Source organism: Knoellia koreensis (assembly GCF_013041615.1).
In the GTDB taxonomy this organism is placed as follows: domain Bacteria; phylum Actinomycetota; class Actinomycetes; order Actinomycetales; family Dermatophilaceae; genus Pedococcus; species Pedococcus koreensis.
The window spans coordinates 1-19,710 of record NZ_JABEPQ010000002.1 but is presented as its reverse complement, the minus strand read 5'-3'; the positions used below and the strand labels follow the sequence as shown (position 1 = coordinate 19,710).

Below are 19,710 nucleotides of genomic sequence, written 5' to 3'. Positions count from 1 at the left end.
TCCTCCTCGGCGTGGTGTGATGCCACTCTGCCCCCGGGCCGGTTCCCGGGCGGCCACACCCAATCGAGTACCGGTCGTGGAGGACTGCTGTGCGCGGACACCGCAAGCAATGGACAGGGGCGGTGGGCGCGGTAGCGCTGGCCGCGGGAGCCGTGACGATCACGGCAGCGAGCGCGCAGGCGGCGCCCTCGCCGACGGCGCAGGTCGTCATCAACGAGGTCTACGGGGGCGGCGGCAACAGCGGCGCACCCTACAACCGTGACTTCATCGAGCTCGTCAACAAGGGCACGAGCGCGGTCGACGTCAGCACCTGGTCGGTGCAGTACGCCTCCGCCACCGGCACCAGCTGGAGCAACAAGACCAACCTGACCGGCTCGATCCCGGCCGGTGGCAAGCTCGTCGTGGGCGGTGCCTCAGGCACCACCGGCGCCAGCTTCCCGGTCGACGTCAGCGGCGGCATCAACCTCAGCGGCACCAACGGCAAGGTGGCACTGGTCAACACCCAGACGTCCCTGCCGGGAACCACCTGCACGACCGACTGCTCCGACCTGCCCCAGGTCGTCGACTTCGTCGGCTACGGCACCGCCGACGACTGGGCCGGCACGGCCGCCGCCCCGACGGCGTCCAACACCACGTCCGTGTCGCGCAACACCAGCAGCACCAACACCGCCGACAACGCCGCCGACTTCAAGGCCGGCGCGCCCACGCCCGGCACCGGTGGCGGCGGCACCCCGCCCGGCGAGCCCACGGAGAAGACCATCGCCGAGGTCCAGGGCACCGGCACCAGTTCGCCGCTCGTGGGCCAGAACGTCACCGTCAAGGGCGTCGTCACCGCGGCCTACCCAACCGGCGGCTTCCACGGCTTCTTCCTGCAGACCCAGGGCACCGGACCCGAGCCCAACCCCAGCGGCGCCTCGGACGGCGTCTTCGTGTTCCAGTCCGGCGGCAGCTCCAGCCCGCTCGACGAGGACGTCGTCATCGGCAACTACGTCGAGGTGACGGGCAAGGTCAGCGAGTACGGCGGTCTCACCGAGATCACCGCAGCCGCTGCCGACATCACCGACGCGGGCACCGAGTTCAGCCCGGTCCAGCCCCTCACCATCGCCTGGCCCGGCACCGACTCCGCCCGCGAGTCGATCGAGGGCATGCTCATGCAGCCCACCGGCGCCTACACGGTCACCAACACCTACTCGACCAACCAGTACGGCGAGGTCGGCCTGGCCTTCGGCGACCGTCCGCTGATGCAGAACACCGAGGTGGCCAAGCCCGGCACCCCGGAGGCCGACGCGGTCGTCGCCGACAACGCCAGGCGCAAGGTGACCCTCGATGACGGCGCCTCGAGCAACTTCACGGCGAGCAGCTACAGCGCCGGTGCCTGTGGCACCCGCCCGACGCCGTGCGTCCTCAACGGCGACCTCACGCCGGCATACGTCTCGAACGACAAGCCGGTCCGCGTCGGTGCCTCCGTCACCTTCACCAAGCCGGTCGTCGTCGACTACCGCTTCGACCTGTGGCGCTTCCAGCCGACCGAGCAGGTCGTCGGACCGGACAACGCTGAGTCGCCGGCCGTCTTCGAGAACACCCGGACGGCAGCGCCCGACGCTGCGGCCATCAACCAGCGCGGCACCGCCGACCTCAAGGTCGCGTCGTTCAACGTCCTCAACTACTTCACCGACCTCGGTGAGCAGGACCCGAACTGCCTCGCCTACTACGACCGCGACGACAACGGCGTCACCGTGCGCACCGGCTGTGGCCAGCGCGGTGCGTGGGACGCGGCCGACCTCAAGCGACAGCAGGACAAGGAGGTCGCGGCCATCAACGCCATGGGCGCCGATGTCGTCGGCCTCATGGAGGTCGAGAACTCGGCCAAGTTCGGCAAGCCGCGCGACACCTCGCTCGCGAGCCTGGTCGGGGCGCTCAACGCCAAGGCCGGCGCGGGCACGTGGGCGTTCGTCCCGTCGTCCACGGAGCTGCCGCCGGTCGACCAGCAGGACTTCATCACCTCCGGCATCATCTACAAGCCCGCCAACGTGATGCGCGTCGACGCCTCGCGCGCCCTCGGCACCCAGTCGGGCGAGACGCAGGCCTTCGGCAACGCGCGTGAGCCGATCGCCCAGGTGTTCAAGAAGAAGTACGGCAAGGGTGACAAGTTCCTCTTCGTCGTCAACCACTTCAAGTCCAAGGGCTCGGCCGGTCCGTTCCCCGGTGACGAGGACACCGGAGACGGCCAGGGCGCCTCGGTCACCAGCCGCATCCTGCAGGCGCAGGCGCTGCGCGACTGGGTGCCGACGGTCCTCGGTGACACCGGCACCAAGGCCGTGGTCATGGCGGGCGACTACAACTCCTACACCCAGGAGGACCCGCTGGACGTGCTCTACAAGGCGGGCTACACCGACGTCGGCAGCCGGTTCGACCCGAACCGCTACTCGTACTCGTTCAGCGGCCTGTCCGGTTCGCTCGACCACATCCTCGTCAACGACGTCGCCCTGGCGATGTCGACGGGTGCGGCGCACTGGAACATCAACGCCGGTGAGTCGGTGGCCCTGCAGTACAGCCGCTACAACTACCACGCGACCAACTTCTACCGGCCGGACCCGTACGCCTCGTCCGACCACGACCCGGTCGTGCTGGGCCTCACGGCGTTCGCCAAGTAGCCGCGTTCGCCACACCTCGGCGGCCCCGTCCCCATCCTTGGGGGCGGGGCCGCCTCGGTATGCCGCGTGGTTACGCTGGGCGCGTGGCGACGACGACGCGGGTGGCGGTGATCGGTGCGAACGGCCGGATGGGGTCGCAGGCGTGCCAGGCGGTCGAGGCGGCCGAGGACCTGGAGCTGGTCGGCCGGTACGGCCGCGGCGACGACCTCGGCGACCTCGGGGGAGCCCAGGTCGCCGTGGACCTCACGGTGCCGGACTCCTCACCCGAGGTCGTGGCGCACTGCGTCGACCGCGGCGTCAGCGTCGTGGTCGGCACCACCGGCTGGGACGACGCGCGTCTCGATGACCTGCGTGCCCGCCTCGCCGACCACCCCGACGTCGGTGTCCTCATCGCCCCCAACTTCGCCATCGGCGCCATCCTCATGATGCGCTTCGCTGCGCAGGCCGCGAGGTTCTACGAGTCCGTCGAGATCGTCGAGCTGCACCACCCCGCGAAGGTCGACGCACCCTCCGGCACCGCTGCCCGCACCGCCCGGCTGGTCGGCGAGGCGCGCCGCGAGGCCGGCCTCGCGGACGTTCCCGACGCCACCGCGCACGACCCCGACGGTGCCCGCGGCGCGCGCGTCGACGGCATACCCGTCCACTCGGTGCGGCTGCGTGGTCTCGTCGCCCACCAGGAGGTGCTGCTCGGCAACCCCGGCGAGATGCTGACCATCCGGCACGACTCCTTCGACCGCGAGTCGTTCATGCCGGGGGTGCTCGCCGGCATCCGCGGGGTCGCTGACCACCCGGGTCTCACCGTGGGTCTCGAGCACTACCTCGGGCTGGCCTGACGTGCGCGAAAAGCTCACTGCCACAGTCCTTCTCGTCATCCTCGTCTTCTACTCGGCGACCATCGGGTGGCGGGGTTTCGCGCTCATCGCCGACGGCCGGCCGGTGCCGGTGCTGCTCGGCATCGCCGTCGTCCTCATCCCCGTCGTGGCCTTGCTGGCGATGTGGCCGCTGTTCCGGATGGCCCGCGACGGGTCGCGCATGATGGCCGAGGTCAAGGCCGGCGAACCCGTGCCACCGTCCGTCGTGACCGAGCTCGAGCAGGCCGAGGCGTGCCGCGTCGCCAAGGACCGGGCGGCCGAGCAGCGTCACTACCGCGCTGCCGTGCGCGCGTGGCGTGCCGACCGGGCCGCGACGACCAGCCGGACGTAACGCGCGAGGCGGGCCCACGGCATACCGTGAGCGCATGCACCGTTCGCGCATCGGAGTCATCCTGATCGACCACGACCCGGCCACGTTCGAGGCCGGGGTCGCCTTCTGGGCCGGGGTCCAGGGCGTGCGGCCGATCCCCGACAAGGAGGGACGCTACGTCTCGGTCGGTGAGGTGGGCAGCCTCGCCCTGGAGGTGCAGCGGCTCGACGAGGGCAGCCCGCGCATCCACGTCGACATCGAGACCGATGACGTCGAGGCCGAGGTGGCGCGGCTCGAGGGCCTGGGCGCCAGCCTCGTCCGGCGACGCGACGGGTATGCCGTGATGACGGACCCGGGCGGCGTCCCCTTCTGTGTGGTGCCGGTGCAGACGGGGGACAGCTTCGTCGAGGACGCCCGCGAGTGGGAGTGAACCTCAGCTCATCCCGGCGAGGCGCAACAGGGCCGCGGTCACGGCGGCCAGCACCACCACGACTATGAACGGGGCCCGCAGGGCCAGGGCGACGAGCGCGACCCCGACCGCGGCCGCCCGCGCGTCGAGCACGAAGGCGCCGCCGGTGCCGGTGAAGGTCTGGACGGCCACCAGCGCGGCGAGCAGGGCGATGGGCAGGGCCGACGTGACGCGGGTGGTGCGCTCGCCGTCGAGCCAGCGGGCCGGGACGACGTAGCCGAGGTACTTGAGCACGAAGGCGAGCACGCTCGCAGTCAGCACGGCGGTCCAGGTGCTCATGGCCGGGCCTCTCGCGGGCCGGTCGTCCCCGGCGCGGCGCCGTCCTCGCCGTCCCCGTGGTGCGGCGCCGCCGGGTCGCGGTGCGCGTTGCCCCAGAAGGCCGCGATGAGCGCCGCGAACGCGGCCACCAGCACCGGCACCCCCGCGGGGGCATGCGGTGCGATCACGACCGCGATCACCCCGGCGACGACGGCGATGGCGAACGCATCGCGCGACTTCAGCCGCGGCCAGAGCAGGCCGCAGAAGGCGGCGGCCGCCGCCGCGTCGAGGCCGTACGTGCGCGGGTCGCCGAGCTGGTCGCCGACGACGGCACCGAGCAGGGTCATGGCGTTCCAGCAGACGAAGACCCCGCCACCCGTGGCCCAGAAGCCCAACCGGCCCGCGCGCGCCTCGGGCTGGGCCACGCCGACCGCAGTGGACTCGTCGATCGTCAGCTGCGCTGCGAGGAGACGACGCAGTCCACGCACCTCGAGCAGCCGGGCGACCTGCAGCCCGTAGAGCCCGTTGCGGACACCGAGGAGGGTCGACGTCGCGACCGCCGCGACCGCACCGGTGGGGCCACCGGCCATGATGCCGACGAACGCGAACTGCGAGCCGCCGGAGAACAGCAGCAGCGACAGCACCTGCGTCTGCCAGATGTCCAGCCCGGCCGCCACCGACAGGGCACCGAAGCTGATGCCGTAGGCGCCCGTCGCAACCGCCACGGACGCCGCCTGCCGCAACACCTGTCGACGGCGTTGCGGCTCCAGGGCGGCGGCGGTCACGGGCTCTCGGCCGCGGGGTCCTCCGGAGGGGTGATGTTCGCCAGGAGCCGCACCTCGCGGGCGGTGTCGCCGCCCTCCGAGACGACCCGGTCGCGGTAGGCGCCGTCAGGCGAAAGCCCTGACGCCGCAAGGAAAGCGCGCGTGTCCTCGTCGGTCGACAGCACCCAGGTCGCGACGAGCTCGGCACCGGCACCACGCAACGTGTCGACGGCGGCGTTGAGCAGCCGCGACCCGTGACCGGCGCGCCGGGCCTGCGGGTGCACCGCGATCGCCGTCAGCTCACCGGTCTCCGGTGAGGCGTCCGGGTCCTGGCTCGGGCCGATCGAGGCGAACCCCACGACCTGGTCACCGGCCAGCGCCACGAGCAACCGGTAGACGCCGTCCGGGGGCGCTGCCAGGGAGCGCCGCCACACCGACGCGAAGGCCTGGGGCTCGAACTGGTCGAGGACCTCCTGCGGCAACACTGCGGCATACGCCTCACGCCACACCGTCGCCTGGACCAGGCCGACCGCGGGGGTGTCGGTCTCGCGCGCCAGCCGCACGCTCGCGTCGGCCAGCGGCCCGGGGGCGTGGCCGTGGTCGTGCGCGTGGCCGTGCTGGTGCTCAGCCACGGGTGCTCCGCTCGTAGGTGACCCACGCGAACCCGTCCTGCTGGTCGCGCTCGGTCTCGGTCCACTGCGACGGGTCGATCTCGGGAAACGTCACGTCGCCGGCCGGCGACTGGTCGACCTCGGTGATGAGCAGCCGCTGCGCCCACGGCATCGCCGCGCGGTAGACCTCACCGCCGCCGCACACGAACACCTCGTCGGCCGGGCCGGCCAGCCCGAGTGCGTCGGACAGCGAGTGGGCCGTCTCGACGTCCGGGTGGTGCCAGTCCGCCTGCCGCGTCACGACGATGGTGCGCCGCCCCGGCAGCACGCGCCCGATCGAGTCGAAGGTCTTGCGTCCCATGACCATCGGGTGCCCCATCGTGGTGCGCTTGAAGAACTTGAAGTCCTCCGGCAGGTGCCACGGCATGTCGTTGTCGGCGCCGATGACGCCGTTCTTTCCCACGGCCGCGATGAGGGTCACGTTGGTCATGGTCACCGAGGGTATGCCGCGAGGTGGGCCCGGTGCGCGACGGGATCAGACCGCGATCGGCGCCTTGATCGACGGATGTGCCTCGTAGCCGATGAGCTCGAAGTCCTCGAGGTCGAAGTCGTCGATGGCGTCCTTGCGCGCGATCTTCATCGTCGGCAGGGGCAACGGCTCGCGGGTCAGCTGGAGCCGCGCCTGGTCGAGGTGGTTGGAGTAGAGGTGGGCGTCACCGAGGGTGTGGACGAACTCGCCCGGCTCGAGGTCGGTCAGCTGGGCGACGATCATCGTCAGCAGCGCGTAGGACGCGATGTTGAACGGGACGCCGAGGAAGATGTCGGCCGAGCGCTGGTAGAGCTGGCAGGACAGCTTGCCGTCAGCCACGTAGAACTGGAACATCGTGTGGCACGGCGGGAGGGCCATGTCGTCGACGTCGGCGACGTTCCAGGCGCTCACGATGTGGCGGCGGCTGTCGGGGTTGGTGCGGATCGACTCGATGACCTTGGCGATCTGGTCGACGTGCCCGCCGTCGGGAGTCGGCCAGGAGCGCCACTGGTAGCCGTAGACCGGGCCGAGGTCACCGTTCTCGTCAGCCCACTCGTCCCAGATGGTGATGCCGCGCTCCTGCAGCCAGCGCACGTTGGAGTCGCCGCGCAGGAACCAGATCAGCTCGCCGATGATCGACTTGAGGTGCAGCTTCTTGGTCGTGAGGACCGGGAACCCCTCGGACAGGTCGAACCGCATCTGGTAGCCGAACACCGAACGCGTGCCGGTGCCCGTGCGGTCGGACTTCTCGGTGCCGGTGGTGAGGACGTGGTCGAGGAGGTCGAGGTACTGCTGCACGTCCCGAACGCTAACACCGGGCGGCGACGACGCCCGGAGGTGACGTGCAGGACCGCCACGCGTCGACGGCATACCGCCAAATCCGTGTCGTGGGGCGAGCGGCGACGTGGGCACCCACCCGCCGCGCGCTAGCCTGCAGGTATGAGCACGTCAAGCCCGTTCGGGCGCCTTCTCACCGCCATGGTCAGCCCGATGCGACCCGACGGCAGCATCGACCCCGAGGGCACCAGGCGCCTGGCCGAGCACCTTGTCGAGACCGGCCACGACGGCATCGTCGTCAACGGCACGACGGGGGAGTCCGCGACCCTGTCCGACGACGAGAGCATCGAGATGGTGCGTCTGGTCGCCGATGCCGTCGGCGACCGCGTCACAGTCGTGGCGGGGGTCGGCTCCAACGCCACCGCGCACTCGGTCGAGATGACGCGGCGCGCGATCGACGCCGGCGCCACCGGGCTGCTGCTCGTCTCGCCCTACTACAACAAGCCCACCCAGGCCGGACTCATCCAGCACGTGCGCGCGGTCGCCGAGGTGAGCGACCTGCCGGTGATGCTCTACGACATCCCCGGGCGCACGGCCATCCCCTTCGACACGGCCACGCTGCTCGAGCTGGCGCAGCTGCCCACCGTCAAGGCGGTCAAGGATGCCAAGGGCGACGCGTGGGCCACCAGCCACGTCCTCGCCGACACCGACCTCCTCTACTTCTCCGGCGACGACGCGACCACCCTCCCGTGGCTCGCCCTGGGCGCCGTGGGCACCGTCAGCGTCGTGGGTCACGTCGCAGGCCGCGAGTATGCCGCGATGCTGGCCGCCGTGGACGCCGGCGACCTCGCGGGGGCGCGCGAGATCCACACCCGCCTCATCCCCGCGGTCGACGCGATCATGAAGCCGTCGCAGGGCGCGATCATGGCCAAGGCCGCGCTCGTCGAGACCGGTGTGCTGGAGAACGCGACGGTGCGGCTGCCGCTGGTCGAGTCGCCGCCCGAGCACCTGGAGGCGCTGCGCGCCGGGCTCAAGGAGTCTGGTCTGCTGTGAGCCACCCCCACCCCGAGCTCAGCCTGCCCGGCCCGCTGCCCGAGGGCGGCGTGCGCATCGTCCCCCTCGGCGGCCTCGGCGAGGTCGGCCGCAACATGGCCGTCATCGAGTACGGCGGGCAGCTGCTCGTCATCGACTGCGGTGTGCTCTTCCCCGAGGACCACCAGCCCGGTGTCGACCTGATCCTGCCGGACTTCGAGTACCTCGAGGACCGGCTCGACGACATCCAGGCCGTCGTCCTCACCCACGGCCACGAGGACCACATCGGCGCCGTGCCCTACCTGCTCAAGCTCAAGCCGGACATCCCGCTGGTCGGCTCGATGCTGACGCTGGCGCTGGTCGAGGCCAAGCTCAAGGAGCACCGCATCACGCCCTACACGCTGGGCGTGAAGGAGGGGATGCGCGAGAAGCTCGGCGTCTTCGACTGCGAGTTCGTCGCGGTCAACCACTCGATCCCGGACGCGCTCGCGGTGTTCGTCCGCACGCCCGGTGGGTCGATCCTGCACACCGGCGACTTCAAGATGGACCAGCTGCCGCTCGACGGCCGGCTCACCGACCTGCGCGCCTTCGCCCGGCTGGGCGAGGAGGGCGTCGACCTGTTCATGACGGACTCGACCAACGCCGAGGTGCCGGGGTTCACCACGCCCGAGCGGGACATCGCGCCGGCGATCGACAAGGTCTTCCGTGAGGCCAAGCGGCGCATCATCGTCGCCTGCTTCTCCTCGCACGTGCACCGGGTGCAGCAGGTGCTCGACGCCGCCGAGAAGGCCGGGCGCAAGGTCGCCTTCGTCGGCCGGTCGATGGTGCGCAACATGGGCATCGCGGCCGACCTCGGTTACCTGCACGTGCCCGACAACGTGCTCGTCGACATCAAGAAGCTCGACAACCTGCCCGACAACGAAGTGGTCCTCATCAGCACCGGCTCCCAGGGGGAGCCGATGGCGGCGCTGTCGCGGATGGCGAACCGCGACCACCGCATCGAGGTGGGCGAGGGCGACACGGTCCTCATGGCCTCCTCGCTCATCCCCGGCAACGAGAACGCCGTCTACCGCGTCATCAACGGGCTCATGCGGCTCGGGGCGACGGTGGTGCACAAGGGCAACGCCCGCGTGCACGTGAGTGGTCACGCCAGCGCCGGGGAGCTGCTCTACTGCTACAACATCGTCCAGCCCCGCAACGTCATGCCGGTGCACGGCGAGTGGCGCCACCTCGTCGCCAACGCCGCGCTCGCCGAGCTCGCGGGCGTGCCGGCCGACCACATCGTCATCGCCGAGGACGGCGTCGTCGTCGACCTCATCGACGGCCGCGCCCGCATCGTCGGTGCCGTGCCCGCCGGGTACGTCTACGTGGACGGGTCGGCGGTCGGCGACTTCGACGAGGGGCTGCTCAAGGACCGCCGCATCCTGCGCGACGAGGGCTTCATCTCGGTCATCGTCGTCATGGACGCCGCGACCGGGAAGGTGCTCGCCGGGCCGGAGATCCAGGCCCGCGGCTTCGCCGAGGACGACGAGATCTTCAACCAGGTGCGACCCAAGATCGAGCAGGCGCTCGCCGACGCGGCGGGCAACGGGGTCACCGACTCCCACCAGCTCGAGCAGGTCGTGCGTCGCGCAATCGGCAGCTGGGTCGGCGGCAAGATCCGCCGCCGCCCGATGATCATCCCCGTCGTCATCCAAGCCTGACCCCGCCCCAGCTTTTCCGCGTCAAGCGGGAAAACGAGGTTCGCTCGGCCTACTAAGCCGAGCGAACCTCACAGTTCCCGAGCGAAGCTCCTCGCGCACCGGCTGTCCACAGCCAGCCCCGTGGGCGAACCTCGTCCACAGGGTCACTCGGCCCCCCTTCCATGGTCGCCGGTGCCCTGTCAGGGTCGCGCCGCATGGACAAGCAACTGCAACTCATCGACCGCGGCCCCTGGGACGTGTTCACCACTGGCGATGCAAGCCGGGTCGGCCTCGGCTCCTTCAGGCTGGTGGAGCTGGCGCGGGAGACCGTGCTCGACCACCTCGGGCGCAGCCTCTTCGCGTTCCACCCATCCGAGCCGCTCAGCGCGGAGGATGCTCATCGGCGCCTCACGGCGGGCATCACCCGGCTTCACCCGGATGCGGTGCTGATCTGCCGCTCGGCGGTGGTCGCGCACGGGTTGCCGGTGTTCGACGTCGACCTCGGCCGGGCGCTCATCGCCCGGCCGGTCACGGCCGAACGGGTGGCTCAGCACTGGACAACCCGCCCCAAGGTCGACTGGCTGGGCTCCGTCGACACTGAGGCGGGGCGGGCCGCCGGCATCGCGGCGGCACTGGTGCTGCATGCCCTCGAGGACGGGCCGATCGCCGGCATCGTGGCTCTTGACCAGGCGCTGCACGAGTCCCGGGTCGAGATTGCCGAGGTGGAGGAGCTGGCTGAGCTCGTGACGCGCTGGCCCAAGTCGAGCCATGTGCGGACCATGCTCGCGTATGCCGATGGGCGCAGTGAGTCAGTCGGGGAGTCTCGCACTCGGGTCGAGCTCGCCATGGCTGGCATCGAGGTCGAGCCGCAGTACGAGATCAGCGACGAGGGAGGGCGATTCGTCGCGCGGGTCGACCTGCGCATCAAGGCGAGCAAGGTGCTCCTGGAGTTCGACGGGCTGCAGAAGTACCGCGGTGAGGACGGCACGGAGGCCCTCATCGCCGAGAAGCGTCGCGAGGACGAGTTGCGGCGCCTCGGTTACGTGGTCGTGAGGTTCACCTGGGCAGACCTGTACGTCCCGGGCCGGATCGTGGCCCGGGTTCGGGCCGCCCTCGCGGCGGAGCGCGCGGCGGCCTGACCGCTCCCCACGAAGACTCCACTCGCGAACCTTGAGGTTCACTCGCGCTACTAGTGCATGCGAACCTCAACTTCCCGCATGACGCGGAAAAGCTGGGTCACCAGGGGCGGGCGACGTCCAGGGCGCGCGGGTCGTGCTGGGGCGCCCAGCCGCCGGGGCCGTGGACGTATGCCGCCCGCGGGCCGTGTGCGGCCAGCTCCGTCACCGCGGCGATGAGGCGTTCGACGTGCTCGGCAGTCGTGGCCAGCCCGACACTGGCGCGGACCGCGGTCGTCGGGCCCGCGGCATACGGGTCGTCGAGCAGTGCGTCGACGCACAGGTGCGCACAGAACTTCCCGTCCCGCACCCCGATCCCGTGCTCGGCCGAGAGCACCGTCGACACGAGCGAGGAGTCGAGCCCGTCGACCGTGAAGGTCACCACGGCAACCCGCTCGTGGTCCGGACCGAAGATCGAGTAGGTCTCGACCCCGTCGATCGCGCTGAGCCCCTCGCGCAGCCGGTCGCCCAGCTCGGTCTCGTGCGCCTCGATCGCGGATCCGTTGGTGCGCAACGCATTGCACGCCGCCGCAAGCGCGATCGTGCCGATCACGTTGGGGCTCCCGGCCTCGTGTCGGGCGGCACCTGCCTGCCACTCGACACCACGCTCGGTGACGGCCTTCGTCGCGCCGCCACCCGCGAGGTAGGGCGCAGCCGCGTCGAGCCAGTCGGCGCGGCCCGCGAGCACGCCGGCGCCGAACGGCGCGTAGAGCTTGTGCCCCGACAGCACGACGTAGTCGACGCCGAGGTCGTCCAGCGACACCGGCCGGTGCGGCGCGTACTGCGCCGCATCGAGGACGACCCGCGCGCCCGCCCGCCGTGCGATGGCCGCGAGCCGCCGCACCGGCCAGACCTCGCCGGTGACGTTGGAGGCGCCGGCGAGGACGACGAGCCGGTGGCGGCCGTGGTGCTCCTTGAGTGCGGCCCGCAGCAGGGTCTCGGCGTCGGCGACGCTGCCAGGCACGGGCAGGCGGTGGGTGCGCCGGGCCGCCCACGGCAGCAGCGCCGCGTGGTGCTCGGTCTCGAAGACGAACACCTGGGTGTCACGCGGCAGCGCGCGTGCCAGCAGGTTGAACGAGTCGGTGCTGTTGCGGGTGAAGACGACCTCGTCACCCTCGCGCGCCCCGACGAAGCTGCGCACCTCGGCCCGCGCCTGCTCGTACCAGGCCGACGTCACCTTGCTGGCCCAGCCGTTGCCCCGGTGCACCGAGGAGTAGGTGCGCAGCGCCGTGTCGACGGCCGCCTTCACGCTCACCAGGGCCGGGGTTGACGCGGCGTGGTCGAAGTTGGCGTAGTCGACCGCCCCGGTCAGCGTGGGGACGAGCAGGTTCTCCGACACCACGGCCGGCACCGTGCCGACCTCACCGATGCGCCGGCTCGGCGCGGGCTCGACCGCGTGGTCGGGCACGGGGCGCAGGTGGGCGTGGTGCCGGGCATGGGCGAGCGGTGCGGTATGCCGCGTGGCCGGCTTTGCGGTGCGGTGGGCGACGGGCGGCTGGCTGCTGGCGATCGACATGTGCGTCGGCTCCTCGGGTCCGGTGGGACCCTCGGCGTGGTGCCGGCGAGTCCGCGCTTGCCGACTGCGGGTGCAGCCGACCCGGTCGTCACCCGGAGCACCCCACCGCGGAGGAGGGTTGCTGGCCAGCAAGCCGGGGCTTCGCGCTGGCACTCATGACCTGCGCAGGACGATAGCCGCCGGAGCCCGAGTGCGGCCACCGGGCACCCGGGTGTTCCCGTGATCTGAGACGGGAGCACGCGGCGTACGCCGGGCTTGGCCTGTTTCCGACCTGGGCAACACGTCCCGGTTGCGCCCGGTATCCTCGGCCCGCCGGCATGTGCGTCCGGTGCCACCATTGCGACCTGAGGGGGACCCGCTCCATGGCCAAGAATCCGTCGACCGCGACGGCCAACCAGGCGCGCGGCCGGCTACCCGCCGCCCGCCGTGACCGCCGGCCGGCGCTGGCCGCGCTGGCGCTGCTGCTCGTCCTCGTCGGCGCGCTCGGCAGCGCCCTGCTGGCGTACCGCAGCGGTGAGCGGGTCGACGTGCTCGTGGCCAGGCAGGACATCCCGGTCGGCAAGAAGATCACCGCGGACGACCTCGGCACGGCCCGGGTCGCCGCGGACGGTGGCAACGTCGTGGACGCGAGCGCACGCGCCCGGTTCATCGGCAGCTACGCCACGACCAGGGTGCCCCAGGGCACCCTGGTCAACCGCACGATGTTCACCGTCGCCGACGTGGTGCCCTCCGGCGCCCAGCTCGTCGGCGTCGTGGTGGACGTGACCCGGCGCACGACGGACCTGCCCAAGGAGGGCGACGTCGTCCGCATCTACTACGTGAGTGGGAAGAACGGTCAGCCGACCGGGGACCTGTCACCCGGTGACGCGGTGGTCGACGCCGCGCGCGTGGTGCAGGTGGGGGCCGGGCAGGGGTCCGACTCCTCCAGCGTCACGGTGCTCGTGAGGAACGAGGACGCCGGCCAGCTGGCGCAGCTGAGCGCCGCCGGCAACGTCGCGATCACGGTGCTACCGCAGGACACCCGGCCGGCCGTCGACTTCGCCGACTGAGCCATGGCACTGATCACGCTCTTCTCCGCCAAGGGCTCGCCTGGTGTCACCACGACCGCGATGCTGCTCGCGTCGCTGTGGCCCCGCCCGTCAATCGTCGTGGACGCCGATCCCATGGGTGGCGACGTGGCGCTGCGGCTGCCGGCCGCGGGCGGCCGCGCCCTGTCCCGCGACCGGGGGCTGCTGTCGCTGCTGCCCGTGGCCCGCCGTGGCCTGCTGCCCGACATGGTCGCCCAGCACTCGCAGGTGGCGCTCGGCGGCCAGCCGGTGGTCGCCGGTCTGTCCAACCCCGAGCAGGCCGACGCGGTGGGCCCGTTGTGGGCCACGCTCGCCGACGCCTTCGCTGCCGTGTCGGACGCCGACGTGGTCGTCGACGCCGGACACGTGGGCGCCCGCTCGCCGCACCGCGCGCTGGTCGACCGTGCGGACGTCGTGGTGGTCGTCTACCGCCCGACCGCCCCCAGCGTCGTCCACACCCGCCAGCGCCTCGAGGGCCTGGCCGACTCGTTGTCCTCGACCGGCCGCCTCACGGGGGTCCTCGCGGTGGCCCCACCCAAGGGCGACACCGACCTCACGAGCAGCGTCGGCGCCATGCGCGGGGACTGGAACTGGCTGCACGACTTCGGTGCGGTCGCGTTGGACCCCAAGGCGGTGCCGATGTTCGACGGCGTCGACGTGCTGCGGCCTGAGCGCACGCTCCTGGCCCGCAGCGGCCGTACCGCCGCCCAGCTGCTCTTCGACCGTGGGGTGAAGCCGCGGCTCAGCCTGGCGGAGGCAGACGGCGTCCCCGCCGACACCAACGACACCCTCCCGACCGCGTCCGCGGAACCCACTGCGGCACAAGGCGGTTCGCAAGCCGAGCCCGATGCGAAGACGTCCGAGGGCGACGGTGACGCGGAGGTCACCCGCGCCGAGCGCCGCGCCCGCCGTGGCCTGCTCCGGTCCAGGAGGAGCTCATGACCACCATGCCCCGTGTCCAGGCGGACCCTGTCCTCGTCCGCGCCCTGCGCGGCCAGGTGGCCGAGCGGCTCAACCAGCAGCGCCGCAGTGACGAGGTGGCCGGTCGGGCCGCCATGACGCCGGAGGACGAGCGCCAGTTCGCTCGCTCGCTGATCGTGCAGGTCCTCGAGGACCACGCCCGGCGCGAGATCACCGAGGGACGCACACCGCTCAGCCCGGACGAGGAGGAGGTGGTCGCCTCCGCGATCCACGCCGCCCTCTTCGGTGTCGGCCGGCTCCAGCCACTGCTGGACAACCCCGACGTCGAGAACATCGACATCAACGGCTGCGACCGTGTCTTCGTCAGCTACGCCGACGGTCGTGAGGAGCTCGCCGAACCCGTCGCCGACAGCGACGAGGAGCTCGTCGAGCTGATCCAGATCCTGGCCGCGAACGTCGGTCTGACCTCCCGCCCGTTCGACTCCGCCAACCCCCAGCTCGACCTGCGGCTGCCCGACGGCTCGCGCCTGTCGGCCGTCATGGCGGTCACCGCGCGCCCGAGCATCTCGGTGCGTCGCTCCCGCCTCGGCAAGGTCGGGCTGGAGGACCTCATCGCCACCGGCACGATGAGCACCGAGGTCGCATCGTTCCTGCGGGCCGCAGTCCGCGCCCGCAAGAACCTCATGATCGCGGGCTCGACCAACTCCGGGAAGACCACGTTGCTGCGGGCGCTCGCCAACGAGATCCCGCCGAGCGAGCGGCTCATCACCGTCGAGCGGGCGCTCGAGCTGGGCCTGGACAAGTTCGAGGACCTGCACCCCAACGTGGTCGCCTTCGAGGAGCGGCTGCCCAACTCCGAGGGTCTCGGTGGGGTGAGCATGGCCGAGCTGGTGCGGCGCTCGTTGCGCCAGAACCCCAGCCGCGTCATCGTCGGTGAGGTCCTCGGTGACGAGATCGTGACGATGCTCAACGCCATGTCGCAGGGCAACGACGGCTCGCTGTCGACGATCCACGCCAACTCCTCGCTCGAGGTGTTCAACCGCATCGCCACCTACGCGTTGCAGGCCGAGGAGAACCTCCCGGTCGAGGCCACCCACATGCTCATCTCCGGCTCGATCAACTTCGTGGTCTTCCTGCGCAAGCGCAACGACTACGAGTCCGGCGGTGGCCTCAACCGGGTCATCGAGAGCGTCCGCGAGGTCACCGGCGTCGACGGCCGCGTGCTGTCCAGCGAGGTGTTCGCGATGGGCCCGACGGGCGAGGCGGTCAGCCACGCACCGTTGTCCTGCCTGGACGACCTCATCGCCGCGGGGTACCAGCCGAACACGATGACCCGGTGGGACTGATGGACTCGTCCACCCTCCTCGCGGTCCTCGCCGGTGCCGTCCTCGGCGTCGGCCTGTTCGTGGGCGTCCTCGCGGTGGTGGGGGTGCCCGAGCGTGTGGCGGGCAAGCCGCGACGCCAGCGGGCGAGCTTCGCCGACAGCACCCAGCGGCTCATCCGCGGCGGCGTGGTCGGGGCCCTCGTCCTCGTGGCGACCCGGTGGGTCGTCGCTGCGATCGCGCTCGGCCTCCTCGCGGCATACTGGGACCGCATCGCCGGCAGCTCGGCCTCGGAGAAGCGTGGCATCGCCCGCCTCGAGGCCCTCGCCACGTGGACCGAGTCGTTGCGCGACACCATCGCCGGCGCGATCGGCCTCGAGCAGGCCATCCCGGCGACAGCGGCCAACGCAGGTCCCGCGATCCGGCCCAGCCTCAACCTGCTGGTCGACCGGCTGCGCATCCGCGAGCCGCTGCCGAGTGCCCTGGTGGCGTTCGCCGACGACCTCGACGACCCCAGCGCAGACGTCATCTGCGCCTCGCTCGTCCTCAACGCGCGGCTGCGCGGCCCCGGCCTGCGCGACGTCCTGACCGCGCTCGCCGTCTCGACGCGTGAGGAGCTCGACATGCGCCGACGCATCGAGGCGGGCCGGCGCAGCATCCGTCGCAGCGTGCGGATCGTCCTCGTCATCGTGCTCGGGATCATGGGCATGATGAGCACGCTCAACCGGCAGTACGTCGAGCCCTACAACAGCGTCCTCGGCCAGCTGGTCCTCGGCGTCGTCGCGCTGCTGTTCCTCGGTGGGCTGCTGTGGTTGCGCCGGTTGGCGAGCCCGTCCAAGACTGACCGCTTCCTCGTCACCGAGGGCGTGCAGGCGCCCGCTGCCGTGGCACACGAGGTGGCGCAGTCATGATCGCGTCGCTGGTCTTCGGGGCCCTCACCGGTCTGGGTGTGTATGCCGTGGTGCGGGTCTTCGTCGCGCCTCGCCCCGGTCTGGCGACGGTCCTGACGAGGATCGAGACCGGGCAGCGCTCGATGTCGACCCACACCACGACCGGGCTGGAGTCCGGGGGGATGGCCGGTCGGGCGCAGTCGTTCATGGCGCGGCTCGGCGACCGGATCGAGGTGCTGGCCACCGAGCGCGGCTGGGAGCTGGGGAAGGTCCGCACCGACCTGGCGCTCATGGGTCGCACGGTCGGTGCCCACCTCGCGACCAAGGTCGTGGCCGGGCTCGGGCTGTTCCTCCTGGCGCCGTTCATCTGGGGGATCATGCGGCTCTTCGCGATCCCGCTGCCCGCGACGATCCCGGCGTTCGCGGCCCTGGCGTTCGGTGTCCTCGGGTTCTTCCTGCCGGACCTGGCCGTGCGCAGCGAGGCGGAGGCGCGGCGTCGCGACTTCCGCCGCACCGTGGGGATCTTCCTCGACCTGGTCGCAATGAACCTCGCCGGCGGACGTGGCCTCCCGGAGGCGCTGCTCGCGGCCTCCACGGTGTCCGACCACTGGTCCCTCATCCGCATTCGGCAGGCCCTCGCCAACGCACGCCTGTTCGGCACCACGCCGTGGGTCGCGCTCGGCGAGCTGGGTCGCGAGATCGGCGTCGAGGAGCTGACCGACCTGTCAGGGGCGCTGTCGCTGGCAGCCGACGACGGCGCGAAGATCAAGGCCTCCTTGTCCGCCCGGGCCGCCACCATGCGGCGCAAGGAGCTGACCCAGGCCGAGGGCGACGAGGGCGAGAAGTCACAGTCCATGCTGGTGGCGCAGATGCTCATCAGCACGGCCTTCCTGGTGTTCCTGGCTTTCCCAGCCGTGGCCCAGCTGCTCAAGGCGTGAGTTATCCTCATGCCGACGTCGACAAGCATCACGAGACAGGGGACACGGTTCGATGCTGGATGTAGGACTGACACTCATGCGCATGGCGCTGCTGCGGGCCCAGATGGCCCGCCGCGACGAGCGGGGGGCGAGCGCGTTGGAGTGGGCGCTGATCGCAGCCGTGGTCGTTGTGGCGGCGTCCATCATCGGTGGCGTCGTCTACCGCATCGTGAGCAACAAGAGCTCGCAGCTCGAGAACTGCGCAAACCAGCCCGCCGGCTCGTCCTGCTGACCCGACCGCGGCGCCCCAGGGGCGAACGCGGGGTCAGTGCCGTGGAGCTGGCGATGCTGGCCCCGGGCTTCATCTTCCTCATCTTCTTCTGCGTCCAGGCTGCGCTGTTCTTCTACGGGAAGTCGGTCGCGATCCAGGCTGCGCGCGAAGGCGTCTCGCAGCTGCGCCTGGCCCAGGACGCCGCCGTCTACCAGAACATCTCCGGCGGGGTCGCGGACAACACCGAGAGCTTTGCGACCACGGTGGGTCGCGAGGCCCTGCTCGACCCGGTCGCGACGCCGTCCTACGACGAGCAGGCCGGCCGGGTCAGCATGACCGTGCGCGGCCACGCCATCACCTTGGTGCCGTTCCTCCAGCTGAACATCACCGAGACGGCGCACGGCCCGGTGGAGCGGTTCGAGGGGGACCAGCCATGAGGGTGAGGTATGCCGCGTGGGCACCACCCGGCATACCGTCGCCGTGGTCCGGTGGCGGGCGCGCTGCGTCGCGCGAGCGCGGCTCGCTCGCCGTCGAGATGACGATCATCATCCCCTCGATCCTGCTCATCTTCGGGCTGATCTTCGCCTACGGGCGCGCAGCCCAGGTCAACGGGATGCTCGAGTCCGGCACCCGGGACGCGGCGCGGACGGCGACGGTGGCGCGCAGCTACACCGAGGCGCAGGACCGGGCCCGTGCGGTCGTGGCGGACGCACTCCAGGCGACACCGGCGTCCTGCCGGAACTCGTTGTCCGTCAGCATTTCCGACAACTTCCGCGCCGGCGAGCCGATCACGGTGACCGCGCGGTGCACGTACTCGATCTCCGACATCGGCCTGCCCGGTGCGCCGGGGTCGATCACGCCCTCGTCGTCGTTCACGTCGATGCTCGACCCGAACCGGGGCATCCAGTGAACGGGCGCTGGATGGAGCCTCTGGTGCGCGCCGTGCGCGCGCGGGGCGAACGCGGTTCGCTGGCGCCCGCGGTGCCGATCATCGCCTTTGCGCTTCTCGCCCTCGGGGGTCTCACGATCGACGCCTCACGGCAGCTCAACGCCCGGGGTGAGGCGACCGCCTTCGCGGAGGAGGCGGCACGGGCGGGCGCGCAGGGGGTCGACATCAGCGCAGACGACCTGGAGCTCGACCCGGTGCTGGCCCGCGACCGCGTCGACGCCTACTGCCGGCGCGTGTTGGCGTTGGGCTCGGTGACCGAGTGCAGCTTCGTGGGAATCGAGCCGGTCTCCGGTACCGATCCTCGTCCGCTCGTCGTCGTCACCGAGGTGCGGCTCCAGATCAACACGACGCTGCTCGGCATGGTGGGCGTACGCCAGATGACCGCCAGCGCGGGCGCCCGGGCCCGGCCCTACGAGGGGATCGACACCCCGATCGAGCCGTGACCCCGCCCCGGCTGTGGACCGCGGGGTGACGCGTGGGGGCCGTTTCGCTACGGTGGCTTGTCGTGAGGTCCGGGTGCGGTGCTCCACGGGGCGGACTGGGCTGGTGTCTGGGGCTGGGGTTGGTGTTGAACGTTTCGAGGGGGAGTTGAGTGATGGCGCGTCCGTCTGATTGGTGGGTGTTGGATCTGGGGTCGGATCCGACTCCGGGTGATCCGGTGACGATCCGGTCGATGGCTAGGTCGTGGGGTGGGTTGGCGGATGATGCGGAGTATGCGGAGGGC

At 71.3% G+C, this 19,710-nt stretch carries 22 protein-coding genes and 1 riboswitch; of the genes, 16 read left to right on the top strand and 6 right to left on the bottom strand.

What is annotated here, in order from left to right; genetic code table 11:
* Nucleotides 1-122: 122 nt before the first annotated feature.
* The 4 genes from HJG52_RS08455 to HJG52_RS08440 all read left to right on the top strand — a co-directional run bounded on the left by HJG52_RS08455 (nt 123) and on the right by HJG52_RS08440 (nt 4,266).
* A complete protein-coding gene (locus HJG52_RS08455; RefSeq protein WP_346767637.1) occupies nt 123-2,654 on the top strand; it encodes an ExeM/NucH family extracellular endonuclease in 2,532 nt (843 codons plus the stop codon).
* Between the two features lie 83 nt (nt 2,655-2,737).
* On the top strand, nt 2,738-3,487 hold the full coding sequence (gene dapB / locus HJG52_RS08450; protein ID WP_430413338.1) for a 4-hydroxy-tetrahydrodipicolinate reductase: 750 nt from the start codon (nt 2,738-2,740) through the stop codon (nt 3,485-3,487).
* A 1-nt stretch (nt 3,488) separates the two neighbouring features.
* Nucleotides 3,489-3,857 carry a hypothetical protein gene (locus HJG52_RS08445; protein ID WP_171243189.1) on the top strand — a complete coding sequence of 123 codons (369 nt, stop codon included), beginning with the start codon at nt 3,489-3,491 and terminating at the stop codon, nt 3,855-3,857.
* Between the two features lie 34 nt (nt 3,858-3,891).
* On the top strand, nt 3,892-4,266 hold the full coding sequence (locus HJG52_RS08440; protein WP_171243188.1) for a VOC family protein: 375 nt from the start codon (nt 3,892-3,894) through the stop codon (nt 4,264-4,266).
* A 3-nt stretch (nt 4,267-4,269) separates the two neighbouring features.
* Here HJG52_RS08440 and HJG52_RS08435 read toward each other — a convergent pair whose 3' ends face one another.
* From HJG52_RS08435 to HJG52_RS08415, 5 genes are read right to left on the bottom strand one after another with little or no spacing between them, the layout of a single operon-like run.
* Nucleotides 4,270-4,584 (bottom strand): AzlD domain-containing protein, encoded by a 315-nt coding sequence (locus HJG52_RS08435; protein ID WP_171243187.1) that lies wholly within the window; start codon nt 4,582-4,584, stop codon nt 4,270-4,272.
* The gene (locus HJG52_RS08430) at nt 4,581-5,288 is read right to left on the bottom strand and encodes an AzlC family ABC transporter permease (RefSeq protein ID WP_430413337.1); all 708 of its coding nucleotides are present in this window, start codon (nt 5,286-5,288) and stop codon (nt 4,581-4,583) included. The genes HJG52_RS08435 and HJG52_RS08430 overlap by 4 nt, the downstream gene beginning before the upstream one ends.
* A gap of 56 nt (nt 5,289-5,344) precedes the next feature.
* Nucleotides 5,345-5,959, bottom strand: coding sequence for a GNAT family N-acetyltransferase (locus tag HJG52_RS08425; RefSeq protein ID WP_171243185.1), 615 nt, complete (start codon nt 5,957-5,959; stop codon nt 5,345-5,347).
* Complete coding sequence (locus tag HJG52_RS08420; RefSeq protein ID WP_171243184.1) at nt 5,952-6,428, bottom strand: dihydrofolate reductase; 477 nt, start codon at nt 6,426-6,428, stop codon at nt 5,952-5,954. The genes HJG52_RS08425 and HJG52_RS08420 overlap by 8 nt, the downstream gene beginning before the upstream one ends.
* 45 nt (nt 6,429-6,473) lie before the next feature.
* Nucleotides 6,474-7,265, bottom strand: a complete 792-nt coding sequence (locus HJG52_RS08415) for a thymidylate synthase (protein WP_171243183.1) — start codon at nt 7,263-7,265, stop codon at nt 6,474-6,476.
* Between the two features lie 141 nt (nt 7,266-7,406).
* Here HJG52_RS08415 and dapA point away from each other — a divergent pair, with 141 nt between their 5' ends.
* The 3 genes from dapA (at nt 7,407) to HJG52_RS08400 (ending at nt 11,097) form a co-directional block, all read left to right on the top strand.
* Entirely contained in the window at nt 7,407-8,297 is an 891-nt protein-coding gene (gene dapA, locus HJG52_RS08410; protein ID WP_171243182.1) for a 4-hydroxy-tetrahydrodipicolinate synthase, read from the top strand.
* A complete protein-coding gene (locus HJG52_RS08405; RefSeq protein ID WP_171243181.1) occupies nt 8,294-9,979 on the top strand; it encodes an RNase J family beta-CASP ribonuclease in 1,686 nt (561 codons plus the stop codon). Before dapA ends, HJG52_RS08405 begins: the two co-directional genes overlap by 4 nt.
* Before the next feature lie 194 nt (nt 9,980-10,173).
* Nucleotides 10,174-11,097: a hypothetical protein gene (locus HJG52_RS08400; protein ID WP_171243180.1), complete on the top strand. Its 924-nt coding sequence runs from the start codon at nt 10,174-10,176 to the stop codon at nt 11,095-11,097.
* A 97-nt stretch (nt 11,098-11,194) separates the two neighbouring features.
* Here HJG52_RS08400 and HJG52_RS08395 read toward each other — a convergent pair whose 3' ends face one another.
* Nucleotides 11,195-12,649, bottom strand: a complete 1,455-nt coding sequence (locus tag HJG52_RS08395; protein WP_171243179.1) for an aminotransferase class V-fold PLP-dependent enzyme — start codon at nt 12,647-12,649, stop codon at nt 11,195-11,197.
* 48 nt (nt 12,650-12,697) lie between these two features.
* Nucleotides 12,698-12,810: riboswitch (SAM riboswitch) on the bottom strand.
* 201 nt (nt 12,811-13,011) lie between these two features.
* Here HJG52_RS08395 and HJG52_RS08390 point away from each other — a divergent pair.
* From HJG52_RS08390 to HJG52_RS08350, 9 genes are all read left to right on the top strand, one after another.
* A complete protein-coding gene (locus tag HJG52_RS08390; RefSeq protein ID WP_171243178.1) occupies nt 13,012-13,698 on the top strand; it encodes an SAF domain-containing protein in 687 nt (228 codons plus the stop codon).
* Nucleotides 13,699-13,701: 3 nt separating this feature from the next.
* Entirely contained in the window at nt 13,702-14,658 is a 957-nt protein-coding gene (locus tag HJG52_RS08385) for a CpaE/TadZ family protein (RefSeq protein ID WP_171243177.1), read from the top strand.
* A complete protein-coding gene (locus HJG52_RS08380; protein ID WP_206070469.1) occupies nt 14,655-15,983 on the top strand; it encodes a TadA family conjugal transfer-associated ATPase in 1,329 nt (442 codons plus the stop codon). Before HJG52_RS08385 ends, HJG52_RS08380 begins: the two co-directional genes overlap by 4 nt.
* A complete protein-coding gene (locus HJG52_RS08375) occupies nt 15,983-16,870 on the top strand; it encodes a type II secretion system F family protein (RefSeq protein WP_171244060.1) in 888 nt (295 codons plus the stop codon). Before HJG52_RS08380 ends, HJG52_RS08375 begins: the two co-directional genes overlap by 1 nt.
* Complete coding sequence (locus HJG52_RS08370; protein WP_171243176.1) at nt 16,867-17,787, top strand: type II secretion system F family protein; 921 nt, start codon at nt 16,867-16,869, stop codon at nt 17,785-17,787. The genes HJG52_RS08375 and HJG52_RS08370 overlap by 4 nt, the downstream gene beginning before the upstream one ends.
* A gap of 82 nt (nt 17,788-17,869) precedes the next feature.
* On the top strand, nt 17,870-18,058 hold the full coding sequence (locus HJG52_RS08365; RefSeq protein WP_240977763.1) for a hypothetical protein: 189 nt from the start codon (nt 17,870-17,872) through the stop codon (nt 18,056-18,058).
* A 41-nt stretch (nt 18,059-18,099) separates the two neighbouring features.
* Nucleotides 18,100-18,474 carry a TadE family protein gene (locus HJG52_RS08360; RefSeq protein ID WP_346767636.1) on the top strand — a complete coding sequence of 125 codons (375 nt, stop codon included), beginning with the start codon at nt 18,100-18,102 and terminating at the stop codon, nt 18,472-18,474.
* Complete coding sequence (locus HJG52_RS08355; RefSeq protein WP_171243173.1) at nt 18,471-18,947, top strand: TadE/TadG family type IV pilus assembly protein; 477 nt, start codon at nt 18,471-18,473, stop codon at nt 18,945-18,947. The genes HJG52_RS08360 and HJG52_RS08355 overlap by 4 nt, the downstream gene beginning before the upstream one ends.
* Nucleotides 18,948-18,970: 23 nt before the next feature.
* Nucleotides 18,971-19,429 (top strand): pilus assembly protein TadG-related protein, encoded by a 459-nt coding sequence (locus HJG52_RS08350; protein ID WP_171243172.1) that lies wholly within the window; start codon nt 18,971-18,973, stop codon nt 19,427-19,429.
* Nucleotides 19,430-19,710: the final 281 nt, after the last annotated feature.